This is a genomic window from Neobacillus dielmonensis (assembly GCF_000612665.1).
Taxonomy (GTDB): Bacteria; Bacillota; Bacilli; order Bacillales; family Cytobacillaceae; genus Neobacillus; species Neobacillus dielmonensis.
Genome location: NZ_HG942064.1, coordinates 23,830 through 40,128, shown reverse-complemented (window position 1 = coordinate 40,128; position 16,299 = coordinate 23,830). Strand labels below are relative to the sequence as shown.

The 16,299-nt window shown below is 44.9% G+C and carries 14 protein-coding genes; 11 read left to right on the top strand and 3 right to left on the bottom strand.

Going from position 1 to position 16,299, the window contains the following annotated elements; translation table 11 throughout:
- The first annotated feature begins 28 nt into the window (after nucleotides 1-28).
- The 8 genes from BN2425_RS11810 to BN2425_RS11775 all read left to right on the top strand — a co-directional run bounded on the left by BN2425_RS11810 (nucleotide 29) and on the right by BN2425_RS11775 (nucleotide 8,085).
- On the top strand, nucleotides 29-472 hold the full coding sequence (locus tag BN2425_RS11810) for a MaoC family dehydratase N-terminal domain-containing protein (RefSeq protein ID WP_195891930.1): 444 nt from the start codon (nucleotides 29-31) through the stop codon (nucleotides 470-472).
- Nucleotides 473-488: 16 nt separating this feature from the next.
- The gene (locus tag BN2425_RS11805) at nucleotides 489-905 is read left to right on the top strand and encodes a MaoC/PaaZ C-terminal domain-containing protein (RefSeq protein WP_042459441.1); all 417 of its coding nucleotides are present in this window, start codon (nucleotides 489-491) and stop codon (nucleotides 903-905) included.
- Between the two features lie 37 nt (nucleotides 906-942).
- Nucleotides 943-2,106, top strand: a complete 1,164-nt coding sequence (locus BN2425_RS11800; RefSeq protein WP_042459438.1) for a thiolase C-terminal domain-containing protein — start codon at nucleotides 943-945, stop codon at nucleotides 2,104-2,106.
- Nucleotides 2,107-2,118: 12 nt separating this feature from the next.
- On the top strand, nucleotides 2,119-2,538 hold the full coding sequence (locus BN2425_RS11795; RefSeq protein WP_042459435.1) for a Zn-ribbon domain-containing OB-fold protein: 420 nt from the start codon (nucleotides 2,119-2,121) through the stop codon (nucleotides 2,536-2,538).
- Nucleotides 2,539-2,566: 28 nt separating this feature from the next.
- Nucleotides 2,567-3,760, top strand: coding sequence for an acyl-CoA dehydrogenase family protein (locus BN2425_RS11790; protein WP_042459432.1), 1,194 nt, complete (start codon nucleotides 2,567-2,569; stop codon nucleotides 3,758-3,760).
- A 21-nt stretch (nucleotides 3,761-3,781) separates the two neighbouring features.
- On the top strand, nucleotides 3,782-4,918 hold the full coding sequence (locus BN2425_RS11785) for an acyl-CoA dehydrogenase family protein (RefSeq protein WP_042459429.1): 1,137 nt from the start codon (nucleotides 3,782-3,784) through the stop codon (nucleotides 4,916-4,918).
- A 46-nt stretch (nucleotides 4,919-4,964) separates the two neighbouring features.
- Nucleotides 4,965-6,527, top strand: coding sequence for a class I adenylate-forming enzyme family protein (locus tag BN2425_RS11780; RefSeq protein ID WP_042459426.1), 1,563 nt, complete (start codon nucleotides 4,965-4,967; stop codon nucleotides 6,525-6,527).
- 82 nt (nucleotides 6,528-6,609) lie between these two features.
- Nucleotides 6,610-8,085: an aldehyde dehydrogenase family protein gene (locus BN2425_RS11775; protein ID WP_154663497.1), complete on the top strand. Its 1,476-nt coding sequence runs from the start codon at nucleotides 6,610-6,612 to the stop codon at nucleotides 8,083-8,085.
- Nucleotides 8,086-8,163: 78 nt separating this feature from the next.
- Here BN2425_RS11775 and BN2425_RS11770 read toward each other — a convergent pair whose 3' ends face one another.
- The 3 genes from BN2425_RS11770 to BN2425_RS11760 form a co-directional block, all read right to left on the bottom strand.
- A complete protein-coding gene (locus BN2425_RS11770) occupies nucleotides 8,164-9,492 on the bottom strand; it encodes a (Fe-S)-binding protein (RefSeq protein ID WP_042459423.1) in 1,329 nt (442 codons plus the stop codon).
- Entirely contained in the window at nucleotides 9,489-10,901 is a 1,413-nt protein-coding gene (gene glcD / locus BN2425_RS11765; protein WP_042459420.1) for a glycolate oxidase subunit GlcD, read from the bottom strand. Before glcD ends, BN2425_RS11770 begins: the two co-directional genes overlap by 4 nt.
- A 299-nt stretch (nucleotides 10,902-11,200) precedes the next feature.
- Nucleotides 11,201-12,985, bottom strand: coding sequence for a SpoIID/LytB domain-containing protein (locus BN2425_RS11760; protein ID WP_052352846.1), 1,785 nt, complete (start codon nucleotides 12,983-12,985; stop codon nucleotides 11,201-11,203).
- 297 nt (nucleotides 12,986-13,282) lie between these two features.
- On the opposite strand from BN2425_RS11760, the gene BN2425_RS11755 reads away from it, so the two are divergent.
- From BN2425_RS11755 to murQ, 3 genes are all read left to right on the top strand, one after another.
- Complete coding sequence (locus tag BN2425_RS11755; RefSeq protein ID WP_074433055.1) at nucleotides 13,283-14,248, top strand: N-acetylglucosamine kinase; 966 nt, start codon at nucleotides 13,283-13,285, stop codon at nucleotides 14,246-14,248.
- Nucleotides 14,249-14,368: 120 nt separating this feature from the next.
- Nucleotides 14,369-15,322, top strand: a complete 954-nt coding sequence (locus tag BN2425_RS11750) for a GNAT family N-acetyltransferase (RefSeq protein WP_042459414.1) — start codon at nucleotides 14,369-14,371, stop codon at nucleotides 15,320-15,322.
- Between the two features lie 66 nt (nucleotides 15,323-15,388).
- Nucleotides 15,389-16,297 (top strand): N-acetylmuramic acid 6-phosphate etherase, encoded by a 909-nt coding sequence (murQ, locus tag BN2425_RS11745; protein WP_042459493.1) that lies wholly within the window; start codon nucleotides 15,389-15,391, stop codon nucleotides 16,295-16,297.
- Nucleotides 16,298-16,299 lie beyond the last annotated feature (2 nt).

The following is a 16,299-nucleotide window of genomic DNA, read 5'->3' as shown; positions in this document are numbered from 1 at the left end:
ATAATTAACCGAATGGGAAGTGATAATGGTGAATCTCGATCAAAGTATCGTCGGTGTTAGTGGGGAGGTTTTCAGTTTTGAAGTAGAAAAACGTCATATCCGCCAGTTTGCCCATGCGATAGGTGACCGGAATCCTTTATATACTGATCAGAATTATGCTGAAAATACGTTTTATGGTGGGTTAATCGCACCTCCAACGTTTCCAGTAGCGATCAGTTCAGAGGGAGGCGGCTTGCCGCTTACACTAGATGAGCGCCGCATGCTGCATGGTGAACAAGAGTTTATTTATTACAAGCCCATTCGCCCGGGAGACCGTTTGTCCTGCCAAATGAAAGTGACAGATCTATACGAAAAAGAAGGCAAAAGCGGTACGATGCAGTTTTTGGTCATTGACACGGAAATGAAGGATGAAGCGGGAGAAATGGTCGTCATTAGCCGAATGAACATTGTTTATCGACCGTTGCCCAGATGAAAGGAGGACCTTCATCATGTTGGAATATAAAGAACTTAAGGAAGGGCAAGTGCTTGAACCGTTGACAAAAGAACCGGTTACCAAGGTGCAATTAGTTCAATATGCCGGGGCATCAGGTGATTTTAATCCACTTCATACAGACGATGAGTTTGCCAAAAGCATTGGCATGAACGGGGTGATTGCCCACGGTATGCTAGTCATGGGATTTTTAGGAGAATATGTAATGAAGCTTGCAGGAACCAATGCTGAAACAACCAGATTCCGAATGCGTTTTGGGGCAATGACCCGGCCAGGCGATGTGATTACCTGTTCCGCAGTGGTTAAAGAGTTATATGAAGAGGCAGGCAAAAAGTATGTCAGCTTGTCATTAACAGCTGCAAAGTCTTCAGAAGAAACAGTTGGTTCTGGCCAAGCGGTTTTAAAATTTTACTGAAAATGGTTGCTTAATAGAATGATAGGAGGTTTTTTACATGGGGAATATATCGAACCGTTATGCCATTGTTGGTGTAGGAGAAAGTGAACGGTCAAAAAACTCGGGGAGAAGTCCGCTGCACCTAGCTTTGGACGCTGCTCGTGCTGCCATTGCTGATGCTGGAATAAGTGCGAAGGAAATCGATGGATTCATGAGCTACCATGAAAATGATTCCTGTACTTCCCATCAGTTGGCCACTTATTTAGGGGTCAGACCGAAGTATGTCAAGGATATTACCGGCGGCGGCAGCAGTACAGAGATGTTAATTGCCGATGCCATTGGATTGATTGAAGCTGGAATGTTAAATACCGTACTCATTTACCGTTCCATGAATGGCCGTTCTGGTGTAAGAATGGGCGGCGGCGGCTGGGATATGAATCTGCTTCAAAACGCAATTGACGGTGGAAGCTTTATTATTCCTTACGGGGCAGGAGGTCCTGGTCAGTGGTTCGGCTTATTTGCCACTAGGCATATGCATGAGACAGGCATCACCAAAGAGCATCTGGGCCATGTATGTGTCAGCTTTTATGAACATGCACAGCGAAATCCGAAGGCCTTTTTCAATGGCAAACCGCTAACGATGGAAGAATATTTGAACACTCCTGATCTAGTGTACCCGTTTAACAAACATGATTTTTGTCTTGAATCAGATGAGGCGAATGCCATAATCGTTACTTCTGCTGAAAGAGCAAAGGATTGTAAGTCAAGACCTGTTTATATTATGGGAATTTCGGGGCGGCAATGTCACCCCCACACCCATTATTGGTCCGATTTATCCCAAGTGGCATCGGATTATGTGGCCCCTGAAGTCTTCAAAATGGCGGGAGTGAAACCAGAAGATATCCAGGTGGCCTCCATTTATGACTGCTATAGCTGGGTTGTCCTGCGTCAGCTTGAGGCATATGGATTTGCACCGAGAGGCGAAGTAGGTGATTTTGTCGCAGACGGACACTTGAAAATGGGAGGCAGACTTCCTTCCAATACCGCGGGAGGCATGTTATCCGAAGGCTATACACATGGCATGAATAATGTCCTTGAAATCGTAAGGCAAATCCGCCATGAGTACCAAGGAACAGATCGTCAAGTAGAAAATTGTGAAATTGGAATTTGTACTGGCTGGGCTGGTCCGGATATGGCCGGTGCCATGATTCTGAAAAACTAGGAGGGAATTTTTATGAGTTATCAACGACCAATTCCGTTAAAAAATCATGATAACCATCCATATTGGGATGCGGCAGATTGCCATGAACTTAGCTTGCAAAAGTGTGAATGCTGCGGGGAATATGCCCATCCACCAGGTCCAAGCTGCGCAAAGTGCGGCAGTACGGAGCTTAGTTGGGAAAACCTTGGCAGTGATATTAAAGGGACAGTCTATTCCTACGTTGTTTCTTACCGGCCTTTTTTACCCGGTTTTCAGGATGAAATTCCGCATATCATCGCGATCATTGAGCTGGAGAAGGCACCAAGTGTACGGATTATTGGAAATATTCTTGAATGCAGACCAGAAGCTGTAAACATCGGGATGCCTGTTCAAATGGTTTGGGTTGATATCACGGAAGACAGAGCACTTCCACAGTGGAAAGCAGTTTTATAAAAAGAATCCAAGAGGAGGATAGGACTGTATGGATTTTTCTTTTACAAAAAAAGAAGAAAAATTTCGATCTGTACTAAGGGAGTGGCTGGAGCAAAATTTACCTGAGGGCTGGTTAGAGGGGAAAACAGCCCTACCTGAAGACAATCGGGAGTATTCACAGTTTTTAAGAAATTGGCAGAAAAAGTTATATGAAGGTGGATGGGCGGCTATTGCTTGGCCCAAACAATACGGCGGACGTGACGCAACCTTAATGGAAGAAATTATCTATCAGCAGGAAATGGTTCGGGTAAAAGCACCTCCCCTGATTAATTACGTTGGCATCCATATGGTTGGTCCTACCTTGATTCAAATAGGAACAGAGGAACAAAAACATAAATACATCGAGAAAATGCTCACCGGGGAAGAAGTGTGGTGTCAAGGATATTCGGAGCCCAACGCAGGTTCAGACCTTACTGCCATCAAAACAACGGCAGTGAAGGATGGAGAACGCTGGATCATTAATGGCCAAAAGGTATGGACAAGTTTTGGCCATTTGGCAGACAAATGTTTCTTGCTTGCAAGAACCTCTAATCATGAGAAAAGGCAAAAAGGGATCACGGTATTTTTAGTTGATATGCACCAGCCTGGTGTAGAAACAAGACCAATCATCCAAATGGATGGGGAACATGATTTTAATGAAGTGTATTTCAATGACGCCGTTGCCTATGATGCAGATATTGTTGGCGAGATCGACGAAGGCTGGAAGGTCATGATTACCCTGCTCATGCACGAGCGGACAGGGATTGGGGCACAGCTGTTTACGTTGGAACAGCAATTTGGGGATTTTGTAGAACTGGCAAAAGAGCTCCAAGAAAATGGAAGTCCTTTAATTAAAGACCCATTAGTCCGCCAGAAGATGGTTGACCTTTATACACGTAACCGCGGAGCACAATTAAACTATTATCGCAATTTAACAACAACGCTTAAGAGAGGTTATCCTGGCGCGGAAGGTTCAATGGATAAACTCCTCGTAAGTGAATTGACCAAAGAAATGTTCTCTTACGCCCTTACCTTGCATGGACACCAGGGCGTATTGTGGAAAGAAGATGCGATCATGGATTCATCTTGGCAGAAAAATTACCTGTATTCATTTGGAATGACGATTGGCGGCGGAACAAGTGAAATTCAAAGAAATACGATTGCCGAAAGAATCCTCGGCTTACCGAAGGATATGGGACGTTAATAAAGAGGAGGTGCGGGAAAAATGGATTTTTCATTGAGTCAAGAACAGGAAATGTTTCGAAGCTCTGTCCGAAAATTTCTAGATGGAAATGGATCAACCCAAATTGCCCGTGATTTTATCAGGGGAGACGGATCATCATTAGAGAAAGCACTTGCGGGTCTAGCGGGGCTAGGCTGTACGGCCATTACCATTCCGGAGAAATATGAAGGGGCTGAACTGGGATCCCTAGATTTGGTTCCAGTTCTCGAGGAATTAGGGCGCGCCCATTTACCTGGGATCTATTTGGAAACGCTTGCATTTTCGGTTCCTTTAATCGAAAAGTACGGGACAGAACAGCAAAGGCAAAAGTATTTGCCGCAGATCGCAACAGGTTCAAGAACGGTGACACTGGCCTGGTTAGAGCCAAAGGGAGGCTATCATCCCAATGAAGTACAGACTTCTGCTTCAATCGAAGGAACCTCACTTGTCATTAATGGAACAAAATCGTCAGTCCCTGAAGGGGAAACTGCTGATACGTATTTGTTACTTGTACGGACTTCAGACGGAACAGATGGGGAAGGGTTATCCTTAGTCCTAGTGGACAGGGATGAAATCAAGGTGAAAACTCGTAAGCAAAAAAGCTTTGATGAAACCCGGATGTTAGCTGAAGTCACGTTTGAAAAAGTTATTGTTTCGACTGACTGCGTATTAGGGGAAATCAATCAAGGCTGGTCCATTTTACAGGAGGGTTTGCTCCATATCAATGCAGCCCTGTGTTCACTGATGATTGGCGGGATGGACCGTCTAGTTGAAATGACGGCAGAGTATGCAAAAATTCGCGTTCAATTTGGTCAGCCGATTGGCCGGTTCCAAGCAATCAAACACCGAATCGCCGATATGAAAACAGATTTAGAAACGGCCAGGTCGTTAAGCTACTACGCCACCTGGGCACTTGAAACAAATGCGGCGGATCGGGAAGCGGCTATTTTCAGCGCCCGTGCTTTTACAACGGAAGCTTATATTCGCATAGCCTCTCATAGCATCCAAATCCATGGCGGAATTGGATTCACGGAGGAACTTGATTGCCAGCTTTATTTAAAGCGGGCGCGGTACTATGAAAATTATCTGGGCAGTATTCAGCATTATCGGGAAAAAGCTGCAGTGGCCTTAAATTGGTAAAAGTTCTATGAATCTATAAAGATGATTTGAATGGAGGAGGAATGTTATGCTGCTGACAGATTTGATCCACCACACAAAGCAACAGTATGGGGAGTATCCCTTTCTATTTCACAATGAAAAAGTCTACACCAACCTTGAAGTTGACAGCTTCGCCAAGAAAATCGCGATTCTCTTAAAAAGTCACGGAATTTTTGATGGTGAAAGAGTCATTGTTAGTATGCAAAATAATCCCGAAGTGATTTTTTCTTTCCAGGGCATCCTTCGATCTCGCAACATTGTCATCCCCGTTATGTATGTTTTAAATTCGAATGAAATGCACTATATTATGAACGACTCTCAGGCAAAGGCTGTGTTTACCTCTGCTCAAGTTTTACCAAAACTGATTACTGCTGCCCAAAGTTTAAACTACACTATTAAATACTTCGTTATTGATGAAATAGAAGACAAGGACGCCTATCATGGTCATGAGATTATTGAGCTATATTCCGCCCTCGAAACGATTGATATCGGGGAAGAGCAATTTGAAAGCGCAAATGAAGAAGATGTTGCCGTCATTCTCTATACATCGGGAACTACTGGAAGACCAAAAGGGGTCATGCTTACCCATAGAAATCTTACAGTCGGACCAGAGCACTTGTATCGAATGAAAGTGAACCAGGGCAACACTGAACGTGGAACTACCATTGGTGTCTTACCTTTAGCCCATATTTATGGCTTTGGTGTCATGATCACCAATCTCATGTTCGGGGATTCGATTGTAATTTTTTCAAAATATGACCTGGAAAAAGTCTGTGAAACGATTGAAAAGTTTAAAGTCAAACAATTTGCCGTGGTGCCGACCATGGTTCACGATTTGGCGTTTAGTCCCATTCCCGACCGATATGATCTTTCCAGCCTGGAAAGTGTGAATTGCGGTTCAGCCAATTTGCCGCTATCGGTCATCGAGACCTTTGAAAAAAGGTACCAAGCGGAAATACTGGAGGCATATGGACTTTCTGAAACAGCTACTGGCGGTGTTTCAGGACATCGAGAAGGTGTGCCCGTTAAACGAGGCTCTGCAGGGACGCCGTATCCTTATGTAAATGTAAAGATTGTCGACCAAGACGGTAAGGAACTTCCCAAAGGAGAAATTGGTGAAATTATCGTTCAAGGGGAAGCTATCACTCCAGGTTATTATGGCTTGCCGGAGGAAACGGAAAAGGCGATTAGAGATGGTTGGTTATACACCGGTGATTTAGCGATGATGGATGACGAGGATTACATTTATATCGTAGACCGTAAGAAAGATTTAATCATTCGCGGCGGGTTTAACATTTATCCGCGGGACATAGAAGAGATTTTAAGTAAACATGAGGCGGTATCAGATGTTGCCGTCATTGGCTTGCCGGATGAAAGGATGGGCGAAGAGGTGGTCGCCTGTGTCGTGAAAAAACCTGGGAAAGAGGTAACGGAGGAGGAAATCATCCGTTATACACAAGAAAAACTCGCAAAATATAAATCTCCGAGACGGGTTTTGTTTGTGGAAAGTTTGCCTCGAAACGGAGTAGGGAAAATCTTAAAACGGAATTTAAGGGATGAACTTCAAAAAATGGATTCAAGGATCTCTTAGTCTATAACAGATGGGGTTGCTCAGAATGTAGGCGACCCTCTTCTTTTGTTACTCATTCAAATGATAGAAAGGGTGAAGGATTGTGGAGGTTACGAAGGAAATCAAACAGTATCAAAATCTTATAAACGGAAAATTGGTGTCGTCATCTGATGAGCGGACAATGGATGCCATTAATCCTGCAACGGGTGATGTTTGGGCAAGGATTCCATTAAGTTCGAAGGAAGATGTAGAATCAGTGGTTGCCGCTGCACGCAGGGCTTTTCCGGCTTGGACTGGACTTTCGGCAGGGGAACGTGCGGAATATTTAAGGAAAATCGGAAATATCATCGATAAGTATGGTCAAGAACTCGCGGAAATGGAAACGATGGATACTGGCTGGGTGATCCGGGAATCCATTTATGGATTAATCCCCGTTTTGAAACAAATTTGGTATGATGCGGCTGGTGCCGCAACTGTTGCCTGTAAGGGGGAAACGGTTCCGCTAGGCCCTACTTCCTTCGGCTATACCATCCGTGAACCGTTAGGCGTTGTGCTTGGCATTATTCCATGGAATGCTCCATTGTTTACCTTCACCGTCAAGGCAGCCTATGCCTTGGCAGCTGGTAATACTGTCATTATTAAACCTTCGGAATTGGCTGCTGTGGGGCCGCTCCGCTATGGAGAGATTCTGGCGGAAATTTTGCCTCCTGGTGTACTAAATGTTATTTCCGGATTAGGCAATGAAATTGGGGATTGCCTTGTGGCGCACAAGGGAATTAATCGTGTTAGTTTGACCGGTTCAGGAAGAACAGCTAGGTCAATTATACAATCGACCGCAAGAGACCCGAAACCATTAACACTGGAATTAGGCGGCAAATCCCCAAACATAGTTTTTGAGGATGCGGACCTTGAAAAAGCAGCAGAAGGAGTTACGACGAATGGAATCTTTACCGGTAATGCAGGGCAACTATGTGTGGCTGGTTCAAGAATTTTAATCCAAAAATCTATATTTGATGAAATGTTAACCTTGATGAAAGCGAAAACCTTAGAACCGCTTAAACTGGGAGATACCTTGGACTTTACCACTACAATGGGGCCAATAGCCAACTTGCCGCAATATGAGAAGGTCTGCTCCTATTTAGATTTGGGGGTTAAGGAAGGTGGAAAGATTATCTTTGGCGGCAGACGCGGAGGGGAAATTCTGCTGCCGGGACAACCACAGTACTCCAAAGGATACTGGGTGGAACCAACGTTAATTCAGGTAGATAAAAACTCCTATCGCGTTTGCCAGGAGGAAATATTCGGACCGGTGGCTGTTGTGATTCCATTTGAGACAGAAGAAGAGGCGATTGAAATCGCCAATGATACAGCCTATGGTCTTGGAGCAGGAGTATGGACCACCAACCTTGCACGTGCACAGCGAATGATAAGCGCCTTGGAATCCGGTACTGTTTGGGTGAATACCTACCGCAGGGTTGGAGTCGAGCTGCCATTTGGTGGATTTAAAGAAAGCGGCTTTGGCAAGGACTCTATCTTAGAAAATACCCGCGAAAAAGCTTGTGTCATCGAAATTGGATAAGTAACTGGGACCAGGGGGACGGTTCTGATGGGCCTAAAGAGCCGCAGGAACCGCCCCTGTACTTCATGAACCCTTGCTTCACCCTTGCTTCACTGCCTCCAGCAATAGGTCCACGATATGCACTCCTCTCATCTTTGAGCTGAGGCCTTCTTTTTCGATTCCGAGCTGCATTTGGAGCAGGCAGCCGGGGTTGGCGGTGACGATGGCGGTGGCTTGAGTGGCTCTCACTTGGGTCATTTTGTAGTCCAACATAACCATCGAGCTTTCTGATTCGATGATATTGTAGATCCCAGCGGAGCCGCAGCAGCGTCCGGCGTCCTTCATTTCCTGGTATTTCACGCCTTGGATGGATTGCAGCAGGATTCTTGGAGCTGACTCTGTTTTCATGACATTTTTAAGATGGCAGGAATCCTGGTAGGTAATGACTTGTGGCGGAAGCTCCAGTTTCACCTTCTCATGGAACCCAACCGCCACTAATATCTCCGAAATATCCTTAATTTTCTCTGTGAACCTCTTTGCCCGATCCTTCCATTCCACGTCGTCTTTCAATAAATGGTCATATTCGATTAAAAAGGCTCCACAGCCCCCGGCATTGGTAATGATAAAATCTACCTGCAAGTCCTCGAATGCGGCGATATTTCTTTTTGCCAGTTCCTTGGCGGAGGACTTCTCACCGCTGTGGCCATGCAATGCCCCGCAGCAGGTTTGGCTTGGCGGATTGACAATTTCACAGCCGGCTAATTGCAGCAGCTTCATGGTCGCATCGTTGGTCTTCAAAAACATGGTATCCATTAAACAGCCGCTGAAAAACGCTACCCGGTGTACCTGCTGGCCTAGCGCTGGCAGATGCTCAGGACGATTTTTCATTTCCTTCATGGTTGGCACTTTAGGAAGCACTTTTTCCATGGTGGCGAGATTCTCAGGCAGCAGTCCCAAAAAGTGAATCCTTCTTGCGAAAGTCTGCAGGCCGGAACGTTGGTAAAAACCAAGCAGTCCTGTTAAACTCCTCATCCGGTTTTGGTGCGGGAATAGCCCTTCAAAAACAGTTTTTCGGACTACCCTTGCTGGCAAAGAATGCTTCTTATTTTGATTGATGATATCCCGGGCTTCTTCCAGCAAGTGACCATAGTTTACGCCGGAAGGGCAAACGGGTTCACAGGCTCGGCAGCCGAGGCAGAGGTCAAGTGAACGTTCAAAGTCATCATCCGGTTCAAACAAGCCATCAACCACGGCCTTCATTAAGGCAATCCGGCCGCGGGGGGAGTGAGACTCTTTAAAACCCGATTCAATATAGGTTGGGCAGGAAGGCAGGCAAAAGCCGCAGCGCATGCAGTTTAATAGCTCATTTTCGTCCATCCGTGCTTTGAATTGTTCCTGGATTTTTGCTTGTTCTTCTACGGTTGTCATCTTGCCACCACCACGCGTTTTCTTGTTTCCTTGGCAAATACCTTGCCGGGATTCATGATATTGTTAGGGTCAAATGCTTGTTTAATCGCCTTCATAGCAGCAATTCCTTCTTTTTTCAGCTTCCATTCAAGATAAGGGGCTTTCATCTCGCCAACCCCGTGTTCACCGGTAATCGTGCCGCCCAGTTCAATCGCTTTTTCAAAAATTTCCGCAAATGCTTTCTCCACTCGTTCCATTTCTTCATGGTTCCTTGAATCGGTGGCGCAAGTGGGGTGGAGGTTGCCATCACCGGCATGTCCAAACGTGCAAATCGTCAGCTGATATTTTTCGGTGATTTCATTGATCGCTTTGACCATGTTGGCTATTTCTGAACGAGGGACCGTCGCATCCTCAAGGATAGTCGTCGGCGCCAACCGGGCGACAGCGGAAAGGGCGGCGCGCCGTGCGGTCCGTAACGCATCCGCTTCCGTCTCCGATGCAGCAATTTTTACAGAAACAGCCTGTTCCTGTTGGCAGATTTCCGCAATTTTTTTGATATCCCGTTCAACCACTTCAAGGGGGCCGTCCTGCTCAATGAGGAGAACTGCTTCCACATCAGTGGGCAAGCCGATTCGGGCAAAATCCTCGACCACCTTTAATGTCGGCTGATCTAGGAACTCGAGGGTTGCCGGAATAATCTTATTGGCAATAATCTTGGAAACAGATTTAGCGGCAGCTGCCAGGTCATGGTAGTGAACCAACATGGTTTTCCGCGCTTCTGGTATCGGAATCAGCTTCAGTGTGGCCTCCGTGATGATGCCGAGCGTCCCTTCCGAGCCAACTAAGAGGCGAGTCAAATCATAGCCGGCCACATCTTTTGCCAGCTTCCCGCCAGTGCGGATGAGATCGCCATTCGGGAGTACGGCTTCCAGGGCAATGACATAATCGCGGGTCACTCCATACTTAAGGCCGCGCAGACCCCCAGAGTTTTCGTTGATGTTGCCGCCGATGGTTGAGATTTTCATTGAGCTAGGGTCAGGCGGATAGAACAGCCCTTTTTCCTCGACAGCATTGATTAAATCCAGCGTAATCAGTCCGGGTTGAACGGTCACGGTTAAATTTTCCTCATCGATTTCGAGGATTTTATTCATATGTTTAAAAAGAAGGACGATTCCGCCCTGGGTGGGGCAGGTGCCGGCACAAAGGTTGGTCCCCGAGCCGCGCGGAACAATCGGTACTTTGTGTTCGTTGCAGAGTTTTACAATCTCGGAAACTTCGATTGTGTTCCTTGGGCTGACGACAGCATCCGGCAATGATTGAAAGTTGGGTGTGGCATCATACGAGTAGACTAACCGTTCTGTTTTGGAATCGGCGAAGTTTTCCTCGGTTACGATGTTGATCAGTTTTTGTTTTACTTCATTGGAAAGCATGATGGTTTCCTCCCGTTTGAACAGTAAATGATGTTCTATGAATCTATGATAATAAAAAAGACAGGTCCATGCCTGCTATGTATGGGAAATTTTTAAAAAATATGTAATTCTTTTAAAATATAATACCAAGTGCCGGTAAGTTGGCCAAAATGGTCGATACCAGGGGTCGGTCCGCCAGTAAATCCCCGAAAAGTGCCGGTGGAATTGTGAACTTTGCCGGTAAACTAGGCTAAAACGCCGGTAAGCAAAACTAGTAAACAGGGGCACCCAGCAACTGGCTGCCCCTGCTTATACAGAACTTATTTGCTATTGCCTTTTGGTTCAGGTGCCCCAACCACGGAAACATCTACAAGATTCATATTTGAATAGTAAGATGTTAAGATTTGCTCAAAGGTCCAACCTGCTAAGCCAAGCTGGGAAGCTCCGTATTGGCTCATGCCAACACCATGCCCATTACCTCCGCCATAGAAAGTAACTCCAGTTTGGTCATTAATCTCAAAGCTGAAGAAGGCTGATGGCAGGATAGAATAGTTGACTAATGACGTATCTGTATAGTTGGTGCTTCCGCCTTTGGCGCGATATACAATCACATTTGGTCCACCAGTGAATGTTGCTTGAGGGCGAATCGTAAAGCGGATATTGTATTCTTTTACAATTTTATAGGTGCCCGTGGAACCTTCGATGACAAGCTCCATAATATTACCGCCATCACCACGCTTGGCTACGTACATGTTTTTAAATTCGCCGATACCCTCTGCAGGAATTGGTTTGCTTACAAACTCGCCGGCTTCATTTTGGGTTAGAACGAATTTTGGATCAGCGCTATATCTAGAGCCAATGTTTTTATTAATCGTGTTTGCTAACTCTTGCTTGGTAAGACCTATCTTCCATCTGAAATATAAGGAAGTATCATCATAGCCTCTGTATGACAAGTTTTTGTAAAAATTAAGAACCTGCTCCTCATTGTGTACATCGATTTGCAGCATTTTTGATGAATCAGTTGGATCAAACGTATAGCTCTTTGCTAACAGGTAAGCAGCCGGTTGTCCAGGGAACGAACCATCCCCATCAGACCAAACCTGGTGTCTGGAAGCGCCGAATCCCCCAGAAGTAGAATAGTATCTTGCATCTACTAAGCTGCCATCAGTTCCAAACATAATTTTACCTGCTGTTTCTTGAACCGCTTGAGTGGTAAGCGCATTTTCAGCTGAATTGTTATACACCTGGCTCATGACACTATCAAGAACGAAATAACCGTCTTTGGCGAAACGGTCCCCTAGGTAATCACCCAATGCATAGGTTCTTGCCGCAACCGCTTGTGCCTTTAAAGCATTAAGGCCAAAGGAAGATGGCATTTCGCTAGGTACTACTTGATAGAGGTATTCTTCTAAATCAACGTCGTTAATTAAATGCAGCTTATTTCCCATAACAGAAGTAACTTCAAAAGTGCCTCTATACTCAGGGACACCTTGTGCTCTACTTATATTGGCGACTTTAATTTTGCTAGAGTCTTTGGTAGAGACATAAACTCTATTTTTTGTAGAATAAATTTCAGACCCATCTGCCTTCACAACAGAAACCGTGCCATCTGCTGATTTGAAGGTAATCACTTCATTAGCAGGTTCCTCATACGTGACATTGGCAAGCTTGTCCACAATGGTTAACCCCGCTGGTGAACTTAACTTGATTTGGTCATGTTCCATTGTGCCAAAACCGGTTGTCATAATTCCAACTCTCATGTTATCAATAGGAGTAACTCCATTAATCACGATTTTGGTGATTTCGCGGTTAGGATTCACCTTAACGGTCACATTTTCAGCGCCAACTCTTACATCCTGAAGCGTCTTTGGATATTGCTTACCATCAACCCATTGTTGGATCGTGTAGTCCTCCGCAAGCTTTAAAGTTCCTTGATACTCTAATTCTAAGGTGGATGCCGAGGCATCCTTGGCCATAATTTTTTCAGTAAAGTTCAGTTGTGGTTTTGCGGCAGATACAGTTGAATTGCTGGAGAAAAAGCTAAAGAAGAGAGCCGAAACAATAAATGCAATCGACAACATACTAACAAATCTTTTGGCAGCCATATTTACCCCCCTAGTAATTTTATTAATGTTAGCGCTTTCTGTGAAAAAAGTGCTAAATACATTCTCCTACCTACCCACCTTTCTACTAAACTATCATTCCTGACAATTAAATTATAGGTAACCAAAATCAGGATAGTCAACACAATATTTTAGTTAGAACTAAAGACCTATGAAATTTTATTTCAAAAATAAATGAAATTTAATTTTATTTTATAAAAAAATAATTGAAATAATATTTCAACCCCATGTATAATGAAAGTGTGAAATAAAGAATGGTTCATGGGGGCTGTTTCGTGCATGTATGTACTTGGAATTGACGGTGGTGGAACGAAGACAAAAGGCGTGATTGCAGATCGTTTCGGAAAGGTTTATGCGAGTGCAACCGTCGGCGCGACCAACCAAAATGGTGTTGAAATCCAAGAGGTGGAAAAAGAACTGTCAGCATTATTTACTTCTCTAAAGAACCAAAACAATCAGGTATTTTCAATGCTGCAGGCAGTTTTTGCAGGAATGTCCGGGGCCGATCGACCTGAGGAGAAGGAGGCCATGAAAACCATCCTGGAAAAATTCATCCCCGCTCGTGCAAGGATTATCATCGACAATGATGCGGTGAACGCCTTGTACTCAGGCACATTAGGCGTACCGGGAATTGTGCAAATAGCCGGTACTGGTTCGATCACTTTTGGCATAAATGCTAAGGGCGAACGGAAAAGAGCAGGAGGATGGGGCTACTTAATTGATGATGAAGGCAGTGGCTACGACATGGGAAGGGCTGCCCTTAACAGTGTATTTAAGGCATACGATGGCAGAGGACCAAATACTCTTCTGACACAAATGATCCTTAAACACTTCCAAGTTCATCAACCGCCAGAGCTCGTCAGATTCATCTATGAAGCTGGAAAATCCAGAATGGTCATTGCACCGCTTAGTCAATATGTTTCAGCCGCGGCAGATCAAAACGACAAAGTCGCCAAACAAATTATCGAGCGAACCGGCAGCAAATTAGCCCAATCGATTATAGGTTTAAGTAGATCCCTATTTAAAAATGTATCTGAACCGATTCCTGTGGTCATCGTTGGTGGGGTGTTTAACCGAGCGGATTTACTCGTGCCGATTATCCAATTAAAGCTGCAAGAACAAAACGTCCATGTCCAGTTTAACAAGCCGGGAATGGCTCCTGTCGGGGGCGCCGTCATTGCAGGATTCGCCAGTATCCATCAAGAAATTGATAATAGTTTTGTAGAAAATATGAAAGAAGTTTGAAATGATAGTACAAAGTTACCAAATAGTTTATGACTTTTTATTTCAATTTAACCAGTGGCTTGATATAATGAAAATATCTAATAGGACCTTAGGAGCTATTTGGAAAAAGGGGTTGCCTGGATGAGATATATACCGTGGGATATACAAAGGTTACCACAATTAGTAAGCCTATGGAACTCCGAGATTGGTTCGCAATTTCCCATGACAGGGGAACTTTTTAAACAAAACAGCTTTGAGGATGAAAACATCCTGCCAGAAGGGTCGTTGATTGCGATCAACGATGAGGACCAGGTGGCAGGCTTCATCGTTTCAAAATGTTGGAGAGAAAAAATAAATATATCAATAGATCAAGAGACAGGCTGGATTCAGGTATTACTGGTCCGTTCCTCCTTTCGCAGAAGGGGGATTGGAAGCGCTTTATTAAGAGAAGCCGAATCTGCCCTTAGGGAACACAACTGCAAGAGGGTGCTGTTAGGACGTGACCCATATCATTACTTTCCTGGAGTGCCAATCGAATACGAGCGTACTAGAAGCTGGTTTGAACACAAAGGCTATCATTCTGGTGAAAAAGAATCAGACCTAATTCATCATTATATGCCGCACGAAAAAAGCTTTAGAAACGAGTTAGACGATATAAAAATTTCACTTCTTCGAGTGGAAGAAAAGGAAACCTTGCTTTCCTTCTTGCGCCGCTGCTTTCCTGGAAGATGGGAATATGAAGCCTTTCATTATTTTAAACGGGGCGGCAATGGAAGAGAGTTTGTGGTGATAAAAAAGGCGGGGAACATCATTGGATTCTGCCGAATCAACGATCTCAATTCTCCCTTTATCGCCCAAAATGTATACTGGGCGCCTCTGTTTAAGGAACCGCTAGGCGGAATTGGCCCGCTTGGAATCGACCGGGCCGAGCGGAAAAATGGCTATGGATTAGCAATCGTGGAAGCAGCTGTATCCTTTTTGAGGGAAAGAGGTATCCATATAATCGTCATTGATTGGACCGGATTAACCGAATTTTATGGCAGGCTGGGCTTTCAAGTATGGAAAGAGTATCAGCCTTTTTATAAAGACTTGTAATCCTTTCTAAGAGCAAGAGCTTTTACCGTTATAAAGTATATTGGAAAGGTGTGTCGAAATTTGAATGTGAACATTACGACGTTAACAACTGAGCAGCGAAATGAACGGTCACGCAATATTGATCAGCTTTCAACGCTTGAAATTATACAGCTTATGAATCATGAAGACAGTACGGTTGCAGCTGCTGTTGGAGTGGCTTTGCCACAAATCGAAGCAGCCATTGAAGCAATTGTTGGGGCACTCCAAAGAAAGGGCCGACTATTTTATGTTGGTGCGGGTACGAGCGGCAGACTTGGCGTGCTGGATGCGGCGGAATGCCCTCCGACCTTTTGTACCCCTCCGGAGCAGGTGCAGGCGATCATTGCCGGAGGAGAACAAGCGATGTTTATTGCCGTTGAAGGGGCAGAAGATGATCTGGAACAGGGAGCAAAGGATCTGGAAAGCAGGGGCTTTACCTCATCCGATGTGGTGGTTGGAATTGCCGCAAGTGGAAGAACCCCCTATGTCATTGGGGCATTAGAGTATGCCCGAAAGCTTGGCGCCGTCACTATCTCGTTAGCTTGTAACCAAAATGCAGAGATCAGCAAACATGCTGACCATAAAATGGAAGTCGTAGTCGGGCCGGAAGTTCTTTCAGGCTCCACAAGGTTAAAATCAGCAACAGCCCAAAAGATGATTTTAAACATGCTGTCAACGACCACGATGATAAAGCTTGGCAAGATATATGACAACCTTATGGTAGATTTGCATGCAAGTAATATAAAGTTAGTCGAAAGAGCCAAACGGATTGTTATGGAAATTACCGGTGTTTCCTATGAAGAAGCAGAGGAGACCCTCAATAAAACCAATCAAAAAGTAAAACCGGCCATCGTCATGATCATGGCGGGGGTTTCCGTAGAAAAGGCAAATGACGCCATACAGCAAGCAAATGGTTTTACCCGGCAGGCTGTGGAACTAGCAAAAGAAGGGAAGTAACC